General features: G+C 31.5%; 17 protein-coding genes. 10 read left to right on the top strand and 7 right to left on the bottom strand.

Annotated elements, in window-relative coordinates; translation table 11 throughout:
• The first annotated feature begins 68 nt into the window (after positions 1 to 68).
• The 3 genes from ABNT61_RS05495 to rocD all read left to right on the top strand — a co-directional run bounded on the left by ABNT61_RS05495 (position 69) and on the right by rocD (position 2,426).
• Positions 69 to 632: an RNA polymerase sigma factor gene (locus ABNT61_RS05495; RefSeq protein ID WP_348745161.1), complete on the top strand. Its 564-nt coding sequence runs from the start codon at positions 69 to 71 to the stop codon at positions 630 to 632.
• A complete protein-coding gene (locus ABNT61_RS05490; protein WP_348713312.1) occupies positions 619 to 1,002 on the top strand; it encodes a DUF6768 family protein in 384 nt (127 codons plus the stop codon). Before ABNT61_RS05495 ends, ABNT61_RS05490 begins: the two co-directional genes overlap by 14 nt.
• Before the next feature lie 143 nt (positions 1,003 to 1,145).
• Entirely contained in the window at positions 1,146 to 2,426 is a 1,281-nt protein-coding gene (rocD, locus tag ABNT61_RS05485) for an ornithine--oxo-acid transaminase (RefSeq protein ID WP_348745160.1), read from the top strand.
• A 53-nt stretch (positions 2,427 to 2,479) separates the two neighbouring features.
• On the opposite strand, the gene ABNT61_RS05480 is transcribed toward rocD, so the two are convergent.
• The 5 genes from ABNT61_RS05480 to ABNT61_RS05460 all read right to left on the bottom strand — a co-directional run bounded on the left by ABNT61_RS05480 (position 2,480) and on the right by ABNT61_RS05460 (position 7,025).
• Positions 2,480 to 5,455: a DEAD/DEAH box helicase gene (locus ABNT61_RS05480; protein WP_348745159.1), complete on the bottom strand. Its 2,976-nt coding sequence runs from the start codon at positions 5,453 to 5,455 to the stop codon at positions 2,480 to 2,482.
• A gap of 195 nt (positions 5,456 to 5,650) precedes the next feature.
• Complete coding sequence (locus tag ABNT61_RS05475) at positions 5,651 to 5,986, bottom strand: CCC motif membrane protein (RefSeq protein WP_348724494.1); 336 nt, start codon at positions 5,984 to 5,986, stop codon at positions 5,651 to 5,653.
• Between the two features lie 15 nt (positions 5,987 to 6,001).
• Positions 6,002 to 6,310 (bottom strand): DUF2752 domain-containing protein, encoded by a 309-nt coding sequence (locus ABNT61_RS05470; protein WP_348713316.1) that lies wholly within the window; start codon positions 6,308 to 6,310, stop codon positions 6,002 to 6,004.
• A gap of 8 nt (positions 6,311 to 6,318) precedes the next feature.
• Complete coding sequence (locus ABNT61_RS05465) at positions 6,319 to 6,693, bottom strand: VOC family protein (protein WP_348745158.1); 375 nt, start codon at positions 6,691 to 6,693, stop codon at positions 6,319 to 6,321.
• An 8-nt stretch (positions 6,694 to 6,701) separates the two neighbouring features.
• Positions 6,702 to 7,025, bottom strand: a complete 324-nt coding sequence (locus ABNT61_RS05460) for a YbaB/EbfC family nucleoid-associated protein (RefSeq protein WP_348713318.1) — start codon at positions 7,023 to 7,025, stop codon at positions 6,702 to 6,704.
• 66 nt (positions 7,026 to 7,091) lie between these two features.
• Here ABNT61_RS05460 and ABNT61_RS05455 point away from each other — a divergent pair, with 66 nt between their 5' ends.
• Both ABNT61_RS05455 and ABNT61_RS05450 read left to right on the top strand, forming a co-directional pair.
• Positions 7,092 to 9,254 (top strand): S9 family peptidase, encoded by a 2,163-nt coding sequence (locus ABNT61_RS05455; protein ID WP_348745157.1) that lies wholly within the window; start codon positions 7,092 to 7,094, stop codon positions 9,252 to 9,254.
• A 68-nt stretch (positions 9,255 to 9,322) separates the two neighbouring features.
• A complete protein-coding gene (locus ABNT61_RS05450; protein WP_348745156.1) occupies positions 9,323 to 10,321 on the top strand; it encodes a cysteine synthase family protein in 999 nt (332 codons plus the stop codon).
• A gap of 176 nt (positions 10,322 to 10,497) precedes the next feature.
• On the opposite strand, the gene ABNT61_RS05445 is transcribed toward ABNT61_RS05450, so the two are convergent.
• The gene (locus ABNT61_RS05445) at positions 10,498 to 11,757 is read right to left on the bottom strand and encodes a DUF1343 domain-containing protein (RefSeq protein ID WP_348745155.1); all 1,260 of its coding nucleotides are present in this window, start codon (positions 11,755 to 11,757) and stop codon (positions 10,498 to 10,500) included.
• 6 nt (positions 11,758 to 11,763) lie between these two features.
• Here ABNT61_RS05445 and ABNT61_RS05440 point away from each other — a divergent pair, with 6 nt between their 5' ends.
• Complete coding sequence (locus ABNT61_RS05440) at positions 11,764 to 12,996, top strand: ABC transporter permease (protein ID WP_348745154.1); 1,233 nt, start codon at positions 11,764 to 11,766, stop codon at positions 12,994 to 12,996.
• A gap of 59 nt (positions 12,997 to 13,055) precedes the next feature.
• Here the strand turns inward: ABNT61_RS05440 and ABNT61_RS05435 are convergent, their stop codons facing one another.
• Positions 13,056 to 14,669, bottom strand: a complete 1,614-nt coding sequence (locus ABNT61_RS05435; RefSeq protein ID WP_348742914.1) for a CTP synthase — start codon at positions 14,667 to 14,669, stop codon at positions 13,056 to 13,058.
• 218 nt (positions 14,670 to 14,887) lie between these two features.
• Between ABNT61_RS05435 and rpmH the strand changes: the two genes are divergently transcribed.
• From rpmH to ABNT61_RS05415, 4 genes are all read left to right on the top strand, one after another.
• Positions 14,888 to 15,049, top strand: coding sequence for a 50S ribosomal protein L34 (gene rpmH, locus ABNT61_RS05430; protein WP_028891113.1), 162 nt, complete (start codon positions 14,888 to 14,890; stop codon positions 15,047 to 15,049).
• 125 nt (positions 15,050 to 15,174) lie between these two features.
• Entirely contained in the window at positions 15,175 to 18,027 is a 2,853-nt protein-coding gene (carB, locus tag ABNT61_RS05425) for a carbamoyl-phosphate synthase large subunit (RefSeq protein ID WP_348745153.1), read from the top strand.
• A 141-nt stretch (positions 18,028 to 18,168) separates the two neighbouring features.
• Positions 18,169 to 18,624 (top strand): MarR family transcriptional regulator, encoded by a 456-nt coding sequence (locus ABNT61_RS05420; protein ID WP_348713324.1) that lies wholly within the window; start codon positions 18,169 to 18,171, stop codon positions 18,622 to 18,624.
• Positions 18,625 to 18,633: 9 nt separating this feature from the next.
• Positions 18,634 to 19,764, top strand: coding sequence for an efflux RND transporter periplasmic adaptor subunit (locus ABNT61_RS05415; protein ID WP_348745152.1), 1,131 nt, complete (start codon positions 18,634 to 18,636; stop codon positions 19,762 to 19,764).
• Positions 19,765 to 19,767: the final 3 nt, after the last annotated feature.

Here is a 19,767-nt window from a genome sequence, read left to right as displayed (position 1 = left end):
TAAAAAGTAATTTTAAAAAGATTTGAACCTTTTTATTTTTTCATCGTCCATACTATGAATTCTAATTAATGAAAAACAAGGATAAAGAAATAGATGCAAAATTGATTTTAGACTATCAGTCCGGTAAGTCTTCAGCATTTATTGTATTAGTAAAACGTTGGCATGTTCGGTTTTGTAAACTGGCTTATTTTTATGTGAAGGATAGAGATATAGCTAAAGATATTGCTCAGGAAAGTTGGACGATTATTTACAGTAAACTTAACGGTTTGAAAGATCCAATGAAGTTTAAAAGTTGGGCAATTAGTATTGTAAACAGAAGAGCAATAGATTTTTTAAGAGCTCAACAACGTGAGCAACAAAGAAAAACTGAGTACAAAGCAATTGTATCGAATAATCAAGATGAAACAGAAGATGATAGAGAAGAAATAAAACGAGTTCTTCTTCAAGAAATACAAAAGTTAAGTAGCGATCATCAGCAAGTATTGCAGTTGTTTTATGTTGAAAGTTATTCTTTGAAAGAAATAGGAAATACAATAGGAATATCTGTTGGAACAACAAAGTCAAGATTATTTCATGCAAGAGAACAGTTGAAAAAAGTAATATTAAAATATAGAAAAAATGGAAGAATTTAAAGATTTAGATGAGTTAATAAAAGAAACATTAACTAAAGAAGAAGCAAAGTTTTATGATGAACTTGATGAGCAAAATATGTGGCAAATGATGTTTGGTATATTTAAAGGAAAAAATAGTTGGGTTACTATATTAATAGCAATTGTTCAGCTACTTTGGTTTGGAGTATTTGTATACTGTGCAATTCAGTTTTTTAACGCGACAGAGACCAATGATTTAATTCGTTGGGGAGTATTTGGTTCTTTAAGTATAATGGCTTCTTCAATGCTGAAGTTTTATACGTGGATGCAAATGGATAAAAAGGCATTATTAAGAGAGATAAAACGTTTAGAACTACAAGTTTCTTCTTTATCAGGAAAATTATCGAAGTAACATTTTACAGCGGAGTTAATATTTAATAAATTGCGCATCTCTTAGGGATGATTTCTCTCCCACGCTGCTTTTTCGAAGCTTTTCGAAAGAATAAAGGTACAGTAGGAATGGTTATTTTATGAATTTTTAAAAAAATTAAGGAAATGGCTGTTTTAGAAAAATTAACGTCACAGCAAGCAATCGATTTAGAAAACAAGTATGGTGCCCATAACTACCATCCGTTACCAGTGGTATTAAGCAAAGGTGAAGGAGTTTATGTTTGGGATGTAGAAGGAAAAAAGTATTATGATTTCCTATCGGCATACTCTGCAGTAAATCAAGGACATTGTCACCCAAAAATTGTGGATGCAATGGTAAATCAAGCAAAAACTTTAACCTTAACATCTCGTGCATTTTATAATGATATGTTAGGTCAGTACGAAAAGTTTGCAACTGAGTATTTTGGTTTTGATAAGTTATTACCAATGAATACAGGTGCAGAAGCTGTTGAAACTGCTTTGAAAATTTGTAGAAAGTGGGCTTACGAAGTGAAAGGAATTGATGAGAATGAAGCAGAAATTATTGTGTGTAAGAATAACTTCCACGGAAGAACAACAACAATTATTTCGTTTTCAAATGATCCTGTAGCACGTAAAAATTTCGGACCTTTTACTAATGGGTTTATCAAAATTGAATATGATAATCTACAAGCATTAGAAGAAGCATTAGCGAATAATAAGAATGTAGCTGGTTTCATGGCAGAGCCAATTCAAGGTGAAGCTGGAGTTTATGTTCCATCTGAAGGATATTTAGCGGCAGCAAAAGCATTATGTGAAAAGTATAATGTATTATTTATTGCGGATGAGGTTCAAACAGGAATTGCTAGAACTGGTCGTTTATTAGCTACTTGTGGAAATTGTTCTTGTGATAACAAAAACTGTTCTGGAACGCCAGATGTAAAACCAGATATTTTAATTTTAGGTAAAGCATTAAGTGGAGGAGCTTATCCAGTATCTGCTGTATTAGCAAATGATGAAATTATGAATGTAATTCGTCCTGGAAATCATGGTTCAACTTTTGGAGGAAATCCTATTGCAGCTGCAGTTGCAATTGCTGCTTTAGAAGTTGTAAGAGATGAGAATTTAGCTGAGAATGCAGATCGTTTAGGGAAAATCTTCCGTGAAGAAATAGGGAAATTAGTTGACGAGACTGAGTTAGTAACTTTAGTTAGAGGAAAAGGATTGTTAAATGCAATTGTAATTAACGATTCTGAAGATAGTGATACAGCATGGAACATTTGTATGAAGTTACGCGATAATGGTTTATTAGCTAAACCTACTCATGGTAATATCATCAGATTTGCTCCACCATTAGTAATGAATGAAGAGGAGTTAAGAGATTGTATTTCTATTATCAAGAAAACAATTATGGAATTCGATAAATAAAAGAATCACATATAAAATAAAAGCCTCACAATTTGTGAGGCTTTTTTATGCTATTACCTAGCCATTTCATAAATGTTTAGGTGCTTCTTTAAAACGCCAGAAGGAGTATTTTTAGTTTCGTCGAAAATTCGAGTATCACCAAATAAAATAAAACTGTCCTTAGCTCTAGAAACTGATACATTCAACATATTCGGTTTATTATCTTTTTCAAAAAACATTGTTCCTTCGTCATCATTCGTATAAACAGAGCTAAATAAAATTATATTTCGTTCTGCACCTTGTAACGCGTGTACTGTTCCTAGTTTAATATCATTTACTTTAAAACCAGCTTCCATAAGCGCTTTTGAAAGTTCACCTTTTTGACTAGCAAATGGAGTAATAATTCCAAGAACTTCTTCAATACGATCAACATTGTATGCGTCTTGTATTTTTTCTTTGTTCTGTTGCAACCAAGTAATAATTGCTTTTACTTCTTGCATGTTTTGGCGGCTATTGTACTTTCGTTCACTATAACCTTCAATATGATATGCCATCATAGAAGGAAAAGCTTGTCCTTCTCGAGCTTTACCTTTCATTGGCTTTAAAATTCCTCCGTATGCCAGTTCATTACAAAAGTTAATAATTTCGTCATTACATCTTCTGTGTTCCAATAATATTAAACCTTGTTCTCTTTTATCATCAATTGGAGTTTCAAACTCACAGGAGTTTTGCGCCATTTTCATGATACATCCATTTGAAGCTAAAAATCCTGATTCTTCTAAGTAACGAATATCTTGATCTTGCTGGATAATATTTAAACTGGATAAATTCCCTCTATCTATTCTTGAAGGAATAGACCAAATAGGTTCAATTTGTTTTAGATCGCCAATAACAAAAGCTTTTTTGGCAATAGCAAAAACAGGGATACTTACTTCAGGAGTAACCTGACCGGCCTCATCAATTATAAGTAAATCCAAAAAGTTATATAATGGGAAATATTCGAAAATAGGTTTACCGTTTTCATTTTCACCTTGAAACTGACTATATAAAAAATGACTTGGAGCAGTATAAAATGTAGCTACAAAACATGGAGTTAACATAGCTCTGCGTTTCCATTTTAACATTATAGCTTGCTCGCCAGTTCCTCTTTCTGTATTTTCTTCTAAAGCCTCTCTTGTAGCAATTAACCATCTTCCTTCCCAATAATGTGTGGCTAATAAAAATGCTTTATGACGTAGAGTGACATCTATTTCATCATAATAAAAGCGAGGAGTAAGATTTTTAGTTTCTAATTTTTCAAACTCAGAACTCCATAATTCTTCTTCTTTAAGAATTGGGAAACTATTGATGTTTACTTTTTTGCGCCAATCTTTTAGTTTTAAATTCGCCTGTAAAGCTGTATTTAAATTTTTGATAAGCTCTTTAATTAGATGATTCGCTTTAGTCTTATCGTTAAGAATGGATTCATTAGTTTTAAAAATATAATTTTCATTATCTACTGATTGATTTTCAATAGCAATAAAATGTTTTTGAACTAATGAAAGGAAATCTGGTTTCTTAACAGCAGCTTTTAGCGTACTTAAAATTGTTCTCCATTCGTTAAGTTTAACGATGTTGAAATCATTACGATCAATATAATTTTCCTTGTTTACCAGTCTTTTATTTATAAAATCAATAGATCTTATATAGTTGTCTGGGAATGAAACACTATCTATTAAAAGTTCTTCTATAACTACAATTTCATCCTGAATATGCTCAATAGCATCTTCTATAGAATGTGCCGGTGAGTTGAAGTATTCATTGAACTTCGTTAGAAAGTAATATTCTGCTTCGTTTAAATATTCTTCATTTTCAAGATTACATAAAGTACCTTCATGCTTAAATAAATTACCCTTTAAGTAATTTATATCCGTTAAATACTTTTCATTTTTACCATTAGAAGGTAAATAAGTGGCATAACCTTTAAAATCAGGAATCCATCTTTCTGATAAATCTTCTAAACTACTTTTTGAATTAATGAAACTATCTATAATATTGGTAACTGCTTGGTTATTATTAGAACAAGCCAACACAATAGGAGCTTCATCTCCAATTATTGCACTTCTTACAACTTCTGTAGCTACTAAACTTTGGAGTAATGTTGTTTTTCCAGTTCCTGGAGGTCCATTAACGGCAGTAACAGAACTTTCTTCTGCGGATAAATAGGATAGTAAAGTTTTACGTTGTGTTACAGATAGAGGAAAATGATCTGACATTTGCCCCAAATGTAAATGGTTAAACTTTAAATAATCAATATCGGTTATCGCATCTCTTTTTTCAATTTGAGATGGATTTATAATTTTAGATAATAAAGGTAACTCATCCTCATGCTGAAGAATATTTTCATAGAGGAATAAAATACTTTTCGCAGTTGATATTTTTGAACTTACTGCGAAATAGGTCAATTGAAATTTGGTAGTATATCTTTCCGCTCTGTAATAGGGCATGTTTTTAAACGTTATGGCGTAAAAAACTTGATTGATATAATCCCAATATTCATCCCAAGGAACAATTTCATCTTCCTCTTCTGTCATAGGAGGTTCAATTTCTCTAGCATCTAAAACTGTATCAAAAGAAGTGAAAATGAAATCGTTTTTTACATCTGCCATTGGCGTCATGTAATTTCTAACGATCAGTGGAAATAAATCTTTTGGAGCTGACAATTGCCCTAGTCTGTTTACTTTGGCATTAATCCAAAAAGGATGGATTGTACGTTGTTTAAATTTAGTATTGTCTGTTTGGTACTCTAAGTGAAAAGGAGCAATTAAAATTCTGGTTTCATCAATATCATGCCATTGATTACTGTCTTTTTTTAAAACTCCACGTAATCTGTTTATTCTCCTTTCTTCTGCGTCAATTAATTGAACAGCTTGCTTTGGATTAATAAAAGCATTGCTTAAATCTGAATTGTTTTGATAATATAAGTTTTTAATCTTGGCAATATCTACAGCAAGATTTTCGCTATCTACTAAGCTATTTTTATAGTAATGTAACCAGTTTTTTTCTCCCATTATAAAATCCCCCAACTTTAATACAAGGTGACGAAAATAGGATATTTGATAAAGAAGAATTTATTTTTTTGTTACTTTTTATTAACGAAAAAGCAGACTATAAAAAGTCTGCTTTTTGAGTAGTATTGAAAAAGAGTAATTTACTCTTTGAATTTTTCAAAGAAGTAGTGAATAACATTTTACTCACGACCTATTTTATTGTAATTCGTTTATTCTTTCTTGCATTAATTCTGGATCTTGTAAAGCATCTAATCCGAAAAGTGATATGATCCAAAGAACATAGACTAAAAATAGTACGCTTAAAACAATTCCGATAATTGCTAAAATTCTTCCAGTATTTAAGTTATTGTAATTTTCGTAAACACTCGGGTTTTTATCATATAACTGTTTGTCTTGTTTAAACAAAACTAAAGCAATAACTCCGATTATAATTCCTAAAACACCATAACAACAACACGTTAGTATTGATAATATTCCTAAAACTAAAACAGGAGTTGCATTGGGTAATTTTCTTTGTTCAAATTCAAACATAAATTAAGGTTTTATTTAACTTAATAATTTATTCATTTTTATAATATATGCAGTTAAAATGACAACCACATTTATAATAGCCAAAATAATCAAAATTCTAGAGGTGATTTTTTTCTTTAAGACAAAATGAAAGACAACTGCAATTACAAATAGAATTGTAGTGTAAATGGCTGGAAACATATGAAAAGCTGCTTTAAACTCTCCTTTGGTAACCATTACAGTTGATCTTTGTAAACCACAACCCGGACAGTCAAATCCAAACATTTTTTTGTTTAGACATGGTAACATGTAATCTTCTGTCTTTTTGGTCGTAGGCGTACTCATTTAGATCTCTATATTTTCCAAGGTGGATTTAATCTGTTTTCGCCTCCAAAGAAAAGTATCAATTGATTTCCGTCTACATCTTTTAATCTGGCTTCTCTCCAAAGCCAAGTTTGATCTTTAGGCTCGTGGTCAAATTCAATTCCTTTCTTCTTTAAATTATTTACATGCTCATCTAAATTATCACATTCGAAATATACATTAACGCCATTTCCTGTAGGAAGTTTTTCAACTAAATGAATAGAAAATGTTGAATTGCCATCTGGACAAACAAAACGAGCATAATGTGGTAAGGCTTTAACAATGAGTTGTAAGCCTAATTTTTCATAAAAAGGTATAGATTTGGTTAAATCTAATGATGGAACTGTAATTTGATTTAAATTCATTTTTAAACCTATTTAAACATATCCATTCCTGGAATATTTGGCATTCCGCTTTTTGCAGCAACAGCCATTTCCTGTTCATTTATTTCTCCAGCTCTTTTTAAAGCTTTATTTAAAGTTAAGATCAAATAATCTTCTAACTCTTCTGCATCAGAAAGTAAATTTTCATTTACAGAAATCGCTTTAATTTCTCTATTTGCAGTTACAGTTACTTTAATATTTCCGTCAGCACTAGCTTCATCAATTAGTACTGTATTTAAACGTTGTTTTGTTTCTTCAACTTTTTGCTGCGCTTGCTTCAGCTTATCCATCATTCCTGATAAATCTCCAAACATAAATTATATGATTTAATAAAAAATTGCGTTACAAAATTACTACATTACTAAACCAAAATTAATCAAATGAAAAAAATTCTTTTATTCAGTATTGGTATAAGTGTTATTTTTGCTTCCTGCAAAAAAGAGAAGATGACAAACAATACCACTCCGCCAGTAGCTGAGAAACAACCAAAACAACTAGAAAAACACGGAGATGTTCGTACGGATAACTATTTCTGGATGCGTTTAACAGACGATCAAAAAAACGCAGAAAAGAAGGACGAACAAACTCAAAAAGTTTACGATTATTTAAATTCTGAAAATAAATATTTTGAGGATGTTATGGGGTATACCAAAGACTTCCAAGAAAACTTATTTCAAGAAATGAAAGGTCGAATTAAGGAGGATGATGAATCTGTACCTTATAAAAGAAATGGTTACTTCTATATTACTCGATATGAGAAAGGACAACAGTATCCTATTTACTCTAGAAAGAAAGAGAATTTAGAAGCTGCTGAAGAAATTATGTTCGATGTGAATAAAGAAGCTGAAGGACATGATTATTTTCAATTAGGAGGATTAAATGTTTCTCCTGATAATAAATTACTAGCCTTTGCAACAGATACTGTGAGTCGTCGTCAGTATTTTATTCAAATAAAGAATTTAGAAACTGGTGAAATCTATAAAGATAGAATCAACAATACAACAGGGGGAAGTGTTTGGGCTAACGATAATAAAACGTTATTCTACACGAAAAAAGATCCTGTAACATTACGTAGTTCTCAAATTTACAGACATATTTTAGGAACAGATGAATCTGAAGATGTGTTAGTATTTGAAGAAAAAGATGAAACTTTTGGGGTTTTTGTTACGAAAACAAAATCTAAAAAGTACTTAGTAATGGGATCTTACAGTACTGTTTCAAGTGAATACCAAGTATTAGAAGCAGATAATCCTACTGGAACATTTAGAGTGATTCAACCTCGTGAGCGTGATTTAGAATATGATATTGCTCATTATGGAGATCATTTCTATATTAAAACGAATAAAGACGGAGCGACTAACTTTAAGTTAATGAAAACTCCTGAGGACAAAACAACCAAAGAGAACTGGGTTGACGTTATTCCTCATAGAGAAAATGTGTTCTTTGAAGACTTTTCAATATTTAAAGATTACTTAGTTTTAGAAGAAAGAGATAACGGTTTATTCAAAATTAGAATCAAGCGTTGGGACGGTAAAGAAGATTATTATTTACCGTTTGACGAGGAAACATATTCTGCAGGAGTATATTCTAATCCTGATTTCGATACGGATGTGATTAGATATTCATACAACTCTATGACAACTCCAAGCTCTGTGATTGATTTCAATATGAAAGATCAGTCTAAAGAAATTAAAAAAGAGCAAGAAGTTTTAGGAGGAAAGTTTAAGAAAGAAAATTATGTAAGTAAGAGAATTTGGGTTACTGCTAGAGATGGTAAAAAAGTAGCTTTATCAATTGTGTATAGAAAAGATACTAAGATTGATAAAAATACTCCTGTATTACAATACGCATATGGTTCTTACGGATATACTATTCCTGATGGATTCTCAACAACGCGTTTAAGCTTATTAGATCGTGGATTTATTTTCGCTCTTGCACATATTCGTGGAAGTCAATACTTAGGAAGAGAATGGTACGAAGACGGTAAAATGTTAAATAAGAAAAACACATTTACTGATTTTATCGATTGTTCTAAATATTTAATTGATAACGGATACACTTCTCCAGAGCATTTATATGCAATGGGAGGTTCTGCGGGAGGATTATTAATGGGAGCTATAGTTAATATGAATCCAGAATTATATAACGGAGTTATTGCAGCTGTTCCTTTTGTAGACGTTATTTCTACAATGTTAGATGATAGTATTCCTTTAACTACTGGAGAATATGACGAATGGGGAAATCCTAACGATAAAGAATATTACGATTACATCAAATCGTATTCACCATATGATCAAGTGGAAGCTAAAGAATATCCAAACATGTTAGTTACTACTGGTTTACACGATAGTCAAGTACAATATTGGGAACCTGCAAAGTGGGTTGCTAAATTACGTGAATTGAAAACGGATAAAAATTTATTATTCCTGCATACAAATATGGAAGCAGGGCACGGAGGAGCTTCTGGAAGATTTAATTCTCTTAAAGAAACTGCTAGAGAATATAGCTTCTTTTTAGCTTTGGAGGATAAGTTAGAAAAATAATTATATTTTTGCACCGATTTTAAACCTGATGGTAATCACTATCAGGTTTTTTTATGAAGCAATTTTTGATGGAAAGAAATAAAGCGATTGTAGATTCTGTACTAGACTTAATAGGTCAAACCCCCGTTGTGAAACTTCAGCGCATTACAAAAGATTTGCCGGGGACATATTATGCCAAGGTAGAAGCCTTTAATCCTGGTCATTCTGCTAAAGATAGAATTGCTTTACATATTGTAGAAAGTGCTGAAAAAAAGGGAATTTTAAAACCTGGAATTAGCACAATTGTTGAAACTACTTCTGGTAATACAGGATTTAGTTTAGCGATGATTAGCTTAATTAAAGGATACAGATGTATTCTAGCCGTTTCTGATAAATCTTCAAAGGACAAAATAGAAGTTTTAAAGACAATGGGAGCAGAAGTTCATGTTTGTCCTGCAAATGTACCTGCTGATGATCCTAGATCATATTACGAAACAGCAAAAAGGCTGCATAAAGAAACACCAAAATCTATTTATATCAATCAGTATTTTAATGAGTTAAATATAGAAGCTCATTATACTACAACTGGACCTGAGATTTGGGAACAAACGAAAGGTAAAATCACACATTTTATTGCTGCAAGTGGTACTGGAGGAACAATTTCAGGAACAGGTAGATATTTAAAAGAACAAAATCCAGATATTAAAATCTTGGGAGTTGATGCGGTTGGATCTGTAATTAAAAAGTTTCATGAAACTAAAGAGTTTGATCCAAAAGAAATTTCACCTTATAAAATTGAAGGTTTAGGGAAAAACCTAATACCAACAGCAACGGATTTTGACATTGTTGATGTTTACGAAAAGATCACTGATAAAGATGCTGCATTTGCATGTAGAGATTTAGTGAAGCAAGAAGGTATGTTTTGCGGTTATACATCTGGAGCTGTTGTTCAAGCAACTAAACAATATGCTGATAAAGATATGTTTGACGAAAATAGTGTTGTGGTAATGGTTTTACCAGATCATGGAATCAGATATATGGATAAAGTATATTCTGACGATTGGATGAAGCAACAAGGATTTATGTAAAGTTTTTTGATAAGTGTTTTATATTCTTGCAACCGTCATTACGAATGAAATGAAGTAATCTATATATCTTAAGTTTTATTCAAAATAAAACATAATATTTAACCTACAGTGAGATTACTTCGTCGTGATCTCCTCGTATTGACAAATCGATGTTATGTTTTTAGAAAATCTATAGTTTATTTATAAAGTAGATACTTACTTCTCGTCTTTTTAAAGTTTTCCAAGTCTGCCTTCCACGATTGTTCAATTTTACTTACAGTTGCACCTGCTTCTATTTGTTGTTGTAATTTTTGCGTTCCAGCAAGTTTTACAAAGAAATCATTAAAGAATTTACTTTTGTTCGTGGTGTTTGAATAAGCTTTTAATAACCAACTTAAATCCATTTTAGATAAGTAATTCGTCTTTCTTAGATCTTCACCATAACATAATTTATTTTTATGTTTAGGATACTTAGCGCCTTCATTTGGTTCTGGCGTAAAGCTGTAATCCAATCCTTTAAGAAAAGGAGATCCATAAATCTGAAATTGTGAATTAGTTCCTCTTCCAGCTGAAACATTAGTTCCTTCAAAAAAACAAAGGCTAGGGTAGAGGTTTATTGAAGTTGCATTAGGTAAGTTTGGAGAAGGTTTTATTGGTAATTCATATGTTGTATTATGTGTGTAATTTTCATTTGTAATTACTGTTAAATCACATTGAATACCATTCTTTAACCATTTTTCTCCGTTTATCATTTTACCGTATTCTCCAATCGTCATTCCATAAACTACAGGAACAGGATGCATTCCAACAAAACTTTGATGTTCTAGTTCTAGCAATGGTCCATCAATATAATGAGCGTTTGGATTTGGTCTATCTAATAAAATAACAGGAATGTTATTTTCTGCGCAAGCTTCCATAACATAATGCAGTGTAGAAATATAGGTGTAAAAACGAACGCCAACATCTTGAATATCAAAAACAACAGCGTCTATATCTTTTAGTTGTTCACCAGAAGGCTTTTTATTTCTACCATATAATGAAATAATTGGTAACCCTGTTTTGGTGTCAATTCCATCTTTAATAACTTCTCCTGCATCGGCTTTTCCTCTAAAACCGTGTTCAGGAGCCAATACTTTTACAACATCTATATCTTTTGAATTATGTATGTAATCTACCAAATGAAAAGAAGAAACATCTGGGTTGTATTTTGATTTTTTTTGAATGACAGAAGTTTGGTTGGCAACAATTGCTATTTTTTTTCCTTTTAAAAGCGGAATATATTCAGCGGTTCTGTCTGCGGCTGTTCGTAATGTTTTTTCTGACTTTACTTCTTGGTTACTCGTTTCAGCTTCTTTTTCTTCTGAAGTTTTAACTGTTGGTTGTTTACAAGATACATCACAAAAAATACTCAGAATAAACAAGAATAAATATGTACTTTTGATGGTGTTATAAATCATGAATTTTTGAATTACGAATTATTTATTGCCAAGCGAATTATTGCAGGTAAAGAGCATAAAAATAGTATATCATCTCCAATTATAAAAATAGCTATTGTAGCTATTACTTTGGGAATTGCCATTATGTTAATAGCTGTTGCAGTAAGTTCTGGATTTCAACAAAAGATACGTGCTAAAATTGCCGGTTTCAAAGGTCATATTCAAATTACGAATTACGACAATAATAATTCTGATGTTTCAACGGTACCAATTCTTTTAAATCAAGATTTTTATCCAACTTTTAAAGGTATAGAAGGAATACAAAAAGTTCAACCTTATATTAATAAAGGAGGGATTTTAAGAACTCCCAATGATTTTCAAGGAATTGTATTTAAAGGAGTAAACTCAGATTACGATTTTTCATTTTTCAAAGAGTTTTTAGTAGAAGGGAAGTTGCCGAATTATGATCAACCTAGAAATCGAGAAGTGTTGATTTCAAAAACAATTGTAGATAGGTTACAGTTGAAATTAAATGATACTTTACAAGCTTGGTTTGAAAGTGCTACATCAACTGGATTTAAAATGAGAAAACCTGTAATAGCAGGAATTTATGACACAGGATTTGAAGAGTTTGATAATGCTATTATTGTTGGAGATTTAAAAGAAGTACAACGAATTAATAAGTGGAAAGAAAATGAAGTAGGAGGGTTTGAGGTTTTGCTTGATGATTTCGACACCTTAAAAGAAAAAGGAGATCAAGTATATAGTAATATTGGAGCAACCTTAAATTCTAATACCATCATTGATAATTATCCAGCAATTTTTGAATGGGTAAAATTATTCGATAATAATGTGTGGTTTATTATTGGGATAATGGTTGTAATTGCAGGAATTAATATGATAACGGCTTTGTTAGTTTTAATTCTCGAGCGAGTTCAAATGGTTGGGATATTAAAAACTTTAGGAAGTTCTAATTGGGAGATTCAGAAAGTATTTTTATACAACGCTTCTTACTTAATCCTAAGAGGATTATTGTTTGGTAATTTAATAGGTTTAGGATTACTGCTGATTCAAAAGTTTTTCAAAATAATTGAATTGAATCCTGAAACGTATTATGTTTCAACAGTGCCAGTTAATATTAATATGCTACACTTTGTGTTGTTGAATTTAGGAACCTTGGTGTTATGTTTAGTAATGTTAATTATTCCTTCTATGATAGTTTCGAAAATTCATCCTTCAAAATCAATAAAGTTTGAATAAAAAAAAGCATCCATTTATTATGAATGCTTTTTAATAGTTTATTTGATAATTGTTATTCTTTAATTCTTAGAATAAGCAATTGCAGCTTCTATAAAACTTAAGAATAATGGATGCGGATTTAAAACCGTACTCTTATACTCAGGATGATATTGAACTCCAACAAACCAAGGATGTGTAGGGATTTCAACAACTTCAACTAATCCTGTTTTTGGATTAATTCCAGTTGCTTTCATACCAGCTTCTTCAATTTGAGATTTATAGTCACTATTAAATTCATATCTGTGTCTATGACGTTCGCTGATGTTTGTGTTTTGATAAGCTTCGTATGTTTTAGATTCAGTTTCTAAAGCACAATCCCAAGCTCCTAAACGCATAGTACCTCCCATGTTAGTAATTTCCTTTTGTTCTTCCATAAGGTTAATTACTGGATGAGCTGTATTCTCATTCATTTCTGTTGAGTTTGCTTCTTTTAAGCCTACAACATTTCTTGCATATTCAATTACAGCCATTTGCATTCCTAAACAAATTCCTAAAAACGGAATGTTATTTTCTCTTGCATATCTTACAGCATCAATTTTTCCTTCTATACCTCTTTCACCAAAACCAGGAGCAACTAAAACTCCATCTAATCCTTTCAGTTGTTTTTCTATGTTTCCGCTTTCTAATTCTTCAGAATGAATCCAGCGAACATTTACTTTAGTTTCGTGTGTTGAGCCTGCATGAATAAATGCTTCTGTAATTGATTTGTATGAATCGTGCAATTCTACGTACTTTCCAATTAATCCTATTTCAATAGATTGTTTTGGATTTTTATATTTTTTTACAAAGCAATTCCATTCGGTAAGCGCAGGTTGTTTCTCAGAGGAAAGTTCTAATTTTTTTAGAACAACAGAATCTAATCCTTCTTCGAACATTAAGTTAGGCACATCATAAATAGTTTCTGCATCTAAAGATTGAATTACATCTTCTTTCTTTACATTACAGAATAATGCTAATTTACGTTTAATATCTTCTGAAATTTCATGTTCAGAACGACAAACTAAAATGTTTGGTCCAATTCCACTTTGCATTAACATTTTTACAGAGTGTTGCGTTGGTTTTGTTTTCAACTCTCCAGCTGCTGCTAAATAAGGAACAAGAGTTAAGTGAATAACAATTGCATTGTCTTCTCCTAATTCCCATTGTAACTGTCTTACAGATTCTATATAAGGTAAAGATTCAATATCACCTACAGTTCCTCCAATTTCAGTTATAACGATATCATATTTACCTGTATTCCCAAGTAATTTTATTCTACGTTTAATTTCATCAGTAATATGAGGAATAACCTGAACAGTTTTACCTAAAAACTCTCCTTTACGTTCTTTGTTAATTACAGATTGATAAATTCTACCTGTAGTAACATTATTCGCCTGTGAGGTTGGAATGTTTAAAAAACGCTCATAGTGCCCTAAATCTAAATCAGTTTCAGCGCCATCATCTGTTACATAACATTCTCCATGTTCATATGGATTCAATGTCCCCGGATCTATATTAATATATGGGTCTAGTTTTTGTATTGTAACAGAGTATCCTCTTTCTTGAAGTAACTTTGCTAAAGAGGCCGCAATAATTCCTTTTCCTAAGGAAGATGTAACTCCTCCAGTTACAAATACATATTTTGTGTTGTTCATGCAGTATTAGGTTTGCGCAAAAGTAATAACATTGATAGTTTTCGCAATAAAAAACATAGAAAATTCGATGAGTATAACGTTAAAAAAAAATATCTCGAAAAAAGTTATTTAATAACTTGTCAGGTTGAAAAACAGTTGTATATTTGCAAACGCTTTTAGCAGTAGGAATTTCACTATTAGCAACAATTAATTTTTGAATATTTCAAGTTTTATTTAAAATGAGTAAAAGAACTTACCAACCATCGAAAAGAAAGAGAAGAAACAAACATGGTTTCAGAGAAAGAATGGCTTCTGCTAATGGTAGAAAAGTATTAGCTAGAAGAAGAGCAAAAGGAAGAAAGAAATTATCGGTTTCGTCTGAATCAAGACCGAAAAAATAATGATTTAGAGTTGTTTATATCAAGGTGTTACTGTTTGTTAGTAACACCTTTTTTTATACCTAATCAATTTATATTTATATTTTTACAACGCACAAAACAAAACACACAAAAACAAAACAACACAAATGCCTAAGAGAAAAGACCTAAAATCGATTTTAATTATTGGATCAGGGCCGATCGTAATTGGACAAGCATGTGAGTTCGATTATTCTGGTTCTCAAGCTTTACGTTCTTTAAGAGAAGATGGAATAGAAACGATTTTAATCAATTCAAATCCAGCTACAATCATGACAGACCCTTCAATGGCTGATCATGTGTATTTATTACCTTTAAAAACAAAGTCTTTAATTCAAATTTTAAAGGAGCACCCACAAATTGATGCTGTATTACCTACAATGGGAGGACAAACAGCTTTAAATTTATGTATTGAAGCAGATGAGAAAGGTATTTGGGAAGACTTTGGAGTTGAAATTATCGGAGTAGATATTGATGCCATCAATATTACAGAAGATAGAGAGAAGTTTAGAGAGTTAATGGGACAAATTGATGTACCAATGGCTCCTCAAGCAACAGCAACTTCATACTTAAAAGGTAAAGAGATTGCTCAAGAGTTTGGTTTTCCATTATGTATTAGAGCATCATTTACATTAGGTGGAGCAGGAGCTTCAATCGTTTACAATGAAGATGAGTTTGAAAAATCATTAACAAGAGGATTAGAGATTTCTCCAATTCACGAGGTAATGATTGATAAAGCGATGATGGGATGGAAAGAATACGAATTAGAGTTATTACGTGATGATAACGATAATGTTGTAATTATCTGTTCTATCGAAAATATGGATCCAATGGGAATCCATACTGGAGATTCAATTACTGTAGCTCCAGCTATGACACTTTCTGATAAAACATATCAGAAAATGCGTGATATGGCAATTAAAATGATGCGTTCAATTGGTGAATTCGCAGGTGGATGTAATGTTCAGTTTGCTGTTTCTCCAGATGAGAAAGAAGATATCATTGCGATTGAGATCAACCCACGTGTATCTCGTTCTTCTGCATTAGCATCTAAAGCAACTGGATATCCAATTGCAAAGATTGCTGCTAAATTAGCTATCGGATATACTTTAGATGAGTTAGATAATCAAATTACAAAATCTACTTCGGCATTATTTGAGCCAACATTAGATTATGTAATCGTGAAAATTCCACGTTGGAACTTTGATAAGTTCGAAGGTTCTGATAGAACTTTAGGTTTACAAATGAAGGCTGTTGGAGAGGTAATGGGGATTGGACGTTCTTTCCAAGAAGCATTACACAAAGCAACTCAGTCTTTAGAAATCAAACGTAATGGTTTAGGTGCAGATGGTAAAGGTTATAAAGATTACAACCAAGTAATTGAGAAATTAACTAACGCAAGTTGGGATCGTGTGTTCGCAATTTATGATGCTATCGCAATGGGAATTCCTTTAAGTAAGATTTATGATATCACAAAAATTGATATGTGGTATTTAAAGCAGTACGAGGAATTATTCCAATTAGAAAAAGAAATTTCTACATATACAATTGATACTCTTGATAGAGAATTATTATTAGAAGCTAAGCAAAAAGGATATGGTGATCGTCAAATCGCTCATATGTTAGGATGTTTAGAAAGTGAAGTATATAAGAAACGTGAGGAGTTAAAAATTAAGCGTGTATACAAGTTAGTTGATACTTGTGCAGCAGAATTTAAAGCTCAAACTCCATATTATTATTCAACATTCGAAAACGAAGTTGAAACAGCAGACGGAGAAAAATTACCTGCTAACGAAAGTATTGTTTCTGATAAGAAGAAAATTATCGTTTTAGGTTCTGGACCAAACAGAATTGGACAAGGAATCGAATTTGATTACTGTTGTGTTCACGGAGTTTACGCCGCGAAAGAATGTGGTTATGAAACAATTATGATTAACTGTAACCCAGAAACTGTTTCTACAGATTTTGATACAGCAGATAAATTATACTTCGAGCCTGTATTCTGGGAGCATATCTATGATATCATTAAGCATGAAAAACCAGAAGGTGTAATCGTTCAGTTAGGTGGACAAACAGCTCTTAAATTAGCTGAAAAGTTAGATAGATACGGAATTCCAATTATCGGAACGAGCTACAAATCTTTAGATTTAGCTGAGGATAGAGGAAGTTTCTCAACATTATTAAAAGATAACAATATTCCTTACCCAAGATTTGGTGTAGCAACAAATGCAGATGAGGCTTTAGCTTTAGCTGATGAGTTAGACTTCCCAATCTTAGTTCGTCCATCTTATGTATTAGGAGGACAAGGAATGAAGATTGTTATCAATAAAGAAGAGTTATTAGAGCACGTAGTAGATTTATTACGTAAGATTCCAAATAACAAATTATTATTAGACCACTATTTAGAAGGAGCAATTGAGGCAGAAGCTGATGCAATTTGTGATGGAGAAAATGTGTATATCATTGGTATTATGGAGCACATCGAACCATGTGGAATTCACTCAGGAGATTCAAATGCAACATTACCTCCTTTCAACTTAGGAGAATTAGTGATGGAGCAAATTAGAGAATACACTAAGAAAATCGCATTATCACTAAATACAGTTGGTTTAATAAACATTCAGTTTGCAATTAAAGACGACAAAGTATACATTATTGAAGCGAATCCAAGAGCTTCTCGTACAGTTCCATTCATTGCAAAGGCATACAAAGAACCTTATGTAAACTATGCAACTAAGGTAATGTTAAGAGAAAATAAAGTAACTGATTTTGATTTCAAACCTGAATTAGAAGGTTATGCAATTAAGCAACCAGTGTTCTCTTTTAACAAATTCCCAAATGTTAATAAGAAACTAGGACCAGAAATGAAGAGTACTGGAGAAAGTATCTTATTCATTGACAGTTTAAGAGACGATGACTTCTATGATTTATATTCAAGAAGAAAAATGTACTTAAGTAAATAAGCTTAGTATTTATAGATTTTTAAAAAAGCCTGAAGAATAATTTCTTCAGGCTTTTTTGTTTTTTAACAGAAACTTAACTAGTTGTATATGCAACTAAATTAAACTTTTGGGTTAATTTCGCGTCTTAAAATTCAGATATATATGGATTTAGAGAAAACATTAGCACCATGGTTGGGTAAAACAATGAAAATGATTGATAATCATATTCAAGACCTGTTTTATGAGCAAAATATTAGCTTAACCAAAACGCAATGGATTTTATTAAAGAAGTTACATGAGAAGGATGGAGTAGCACAACAAGAACTCGCTTTTTTAACTGGTAGAGATAAAACTTCACTCACCAGATTAGTGAATACAATGGAAAAGAAGAATCTTGTAGCAAGAATACCATCAAAATCAGATAAACGAATCAATCATATTTTTTTAACTAAGAATGGAGAATCTTTATTTAAAGAGTCTTTACCAATTATTGAGAAGTTTATTACGGCCTTACAGGAAAATATTTCTGAAGAAGAAATCAATTCAACTATAGCAGTTATAAAAAAAGTACAAGAAAACTTAATATCAAAATCAATAAAAGGTTGCAATAGCAACTAAATGTTTAATATGAGAAAACTAATCATTACTGGAGCAGGATTGACCATTTTGGCTTTATCATTTTTACTGTCGAATTTCTTTAAAAACAGTAAGAAAAACCCTAAACCTAAAGCAACTAAAATAGAGAAAACGGTTTTTGTTGATGTTGCACAAAATTCAGAAATCCCTGTTGAAATTACCGCAAATGGAAATTTAACAGCGAAAAATAAAGTAGATATTTATTCTGAAGTTCAAGGAGTGTTACAAACTGCAGGAAAGGATTTTAGAGTAGGTACAACTTATCAAAAAGGACAAACTTTACTCAGAATTAACAATCAAGAATTTTACGCTTCAATACAGTCACAAAGAAGCTCTTTGCAAAATTTAATTGCATCGGTTATGCCAGATATTCGTTTGGATTATCCAGAATCATTTGAAGCTTGGAATGCGTATTTACAAAATTTTGATATCAATAAAAGTTTATCTGCTTTACCAGAAGCAAAAACAAGTAAAGAAAAATATTTTATTTCTGGAAAGAACATTTATACAACGTACTACAATATCAAGAATCTTGAAGTTCGTTTAGGTAAATATAATATCAAAGCTCCGTTTAGTGGAGTGCTAACAGAAGCTTTAGTAACAAAAGGTACTTTGGTGAGATCAGGTCAGAAAATGGGAGAGTTTATTGATACTTCAATATTTGAGCTGCCATTATCTGTTAGTGCCAGTTTTGCGGATGTTTTGGTTAAAGGTAAAAGTGTAGAGTTATTTAATCTTGAGAAAACAAAAAGTTGGAAAGGAACTGTGGCTAGAATAAATGGAAAGATTGATCAAACTTCACAAACAATTCAAATATTTATTGAAGTAAAAGGAGAAGGTTTAAGAGAAGGAATGTACTTGGAAGCGAATGTTACCACTAAATCAGTTCCTGAAGCTTTAGAACTCAATAGAAAACTACTAGTAGAAAATAAATCTATTTATGTAGTTAAGAATAATGTTTTAGATCTTATTACTGTTAATCCTGTTCATTTTAATGAGAACTCTGTTGTGATTAAAGGAATTACAGATGGAGAACAAATAGTTTCTAAACCAATTGCGGGAGCTTATGTAGGTATGCCAGTGAAAATCTTTTCTGAAAAAGAACAATCTGATAAAAAGTAAGAA

The organism is Tenacibaculum sp. 190524A05c (assembly GCF_964036595.1).
In the GTDB taxonomy this organism is placed as follows: domain Bacteria; phylum Bacteroidota; class Bacteroidia; order Flavobacteriales; family Flavobacteriaceae; genus Polaribacter; species Polaribacter platacis.
Note: the sequence above shows the minus strand (reverse complement) of the source record. Positions and strands in the feature narration are given on the sequence as shown.

Coding starts and splice junctions, on each gene's coding strand:
- ABNT61_RS05495 (WP_348745161.1), top strand. CDS start 69: ATGAAAAACAAGGATAAAGAAATAGATGCAAAATTGATTTTAGACTAT.
- ABNT61_RS05490 (WP_348713312.1), top strand. CDS start 619: ATGGAAGAATTTAAAGATTTAGATGAGTTAATAAAAGAAACATTAACT.
- rocD (WP_348745160.1), top strand. CDS start 1,146: ATGGCTGTTTTAGAAAAATTAACGTCACAGCAAGCAATCGATTTAGAA.
- ABNT61_RS05480 (WP_348745159.1), bottom strand. CDS start 5,455: ATGGGAGAAAAAAACTGGTTACATTACTATAAAAATAGCTTAGTAGAT.
- ABNT61_RS05475 (WP_348724494.1), bottom strand. CDS start 5,986: ATGTTTGAATTTGAACAAAGAAAATTACCCAATGCAACTCCTGTTTTA.
- ABNT61_RS05470 (WP_348713316.1), bottom strand. CDS start 6,310: ATGAGTACGCCTACGACCAAAAAGACAGAAGATTACATGTTACCATGT.
- ABNT61_RS05465 (WP_348745158.1), bottom strand. CDS start 6,693: ATGAATTTAAATCAAATTACAGTTCCATCATTAGATTTAACCAAATCT.
- ABNT61_RS05460 (WP_348713318.1), bottom strand. CDS start 7,025: ATGTTTGGAGATTTATCAGGAATGATGGATAAGCTGAAGCAAGCGCAG.
- ABNT61_RS05455 (WP_348745157.1), top strand. CDS start 7,092: ATGAAAAAAATTCTTTTATTCAGTATTGGTATAAGTGTTATTTTTGCT.
- ABNT61_RS05450 (WP_348745156.1), top strand. CDS start 9,323: ATGGAAAGAAATAAAGCGATTGTAGATTCTGTACTAGACTTAATAGGT.
- ABNT61_RS05445 (WP_348745155.1), bottom strand. CDS start 11,757: ATGATTTATAACACCATCAAAAGTACATATTTATTCTTGTTTATTCTG.
- ABNT61_RS05435 (WP_348742914.1), bottom strand. CDS start 14,669: ATGAACAACACAAAATATGTATTTGTAACTGGAGGAGTTACATCTTCC.
- rpmH (WP_028891113.1), top strand. CDS start 14,888: ATGAGTAAAAGAACTTACCAACCATCGAAAAGAAAGAGAAGAAACAAA.
- carB (WP_348745153.1), top strand. CDS start 15,175: ATGCCTAAGAGAAAAGACCTAAAATCGATTTTAATTATTGGATCAGGG.
- ABNT61_RS05420 (WP_348713324.1), top strand. CDS start 18,169: ATGGATTTAGAGAAAACATTAGCACCATGGTTGGGTAAAACAATGAAA.
- ABNT61_RS05415 (WP_348745152.1), top strand. CDS start 18,634: ATGAGAAAACTAATCATTACTGGAGCAGGATTGACCATTTTGGCTTTA.